The following is a 489-nucleotide window of genomic DNA, read 5'->3' as shown; positions in this document are numbered from 1 at the left end:
TTGACCTGGAAGTTGTTCTTGACGATATCGCCGTCGCTGTCGCGGGCGGTGGCGGTGAAGTTGAAGGTGAGCACATCCTCGTTGTTGGCGCCGCTGGCCTTGACCGGATGATCGATCACGCCGTCGAGGTCGAAGCTGTAGCTGCCCTTACCGGCATCGCTCAGCGTCACCGTGAACACGGCTGCACCGTTGGCGGAGCCCGCATGGGCCGTCAGAACCGTGCCGTTGGCAGACAGCGTGTAGACAAGAGCCTGGCCGCCGGACGTCAGGCTGGCGAGGTCGAGCGTCGTGTTGCCGCTCTTGACCGTGAGGAAGGCTGCAGCGTCAGCCGCGCTGACCACCGTCGCAGCAGCACCGGAGGCCGCAAACACGACCGAGCGGTCGCCCATCACCTGCGTGCCGGTAAAGCCGCCATTGGCGACCGTGTTGGAGTCGTCACCACCCCAGGAGATATTCAGCGATGCGCCGATCTTGTCGGTGATCGGGCCG

1 protein-coding gene is annotated in these 489 nt (G+C 64.6%); it reads right to left on the bottom strand.

The window, feature by feature from the left end; all coding sequences use genetic code 11:
- Positions 1-489 (bottom strand): DUF5801 repeats-in-toxin domain-containing protein (locus tag GQ59_RS32610; protein WP_037088668.1); only part of this gene is annotated, 489 nt, incomplete at both ends.

The organism is Neorhizobium vignae (genome assembly GCF_000732195.1).
Taxonomy (GTDB): Bacteria; Pseudomonadota; Alphaproteobacteria; order Rhizobiales; family Rhizobiaceae; genus Neorhizobium; species Neorhizobium vignae.
This window is presented reverse-complemented; position numbering and strand designations above follow the sequence as displayed.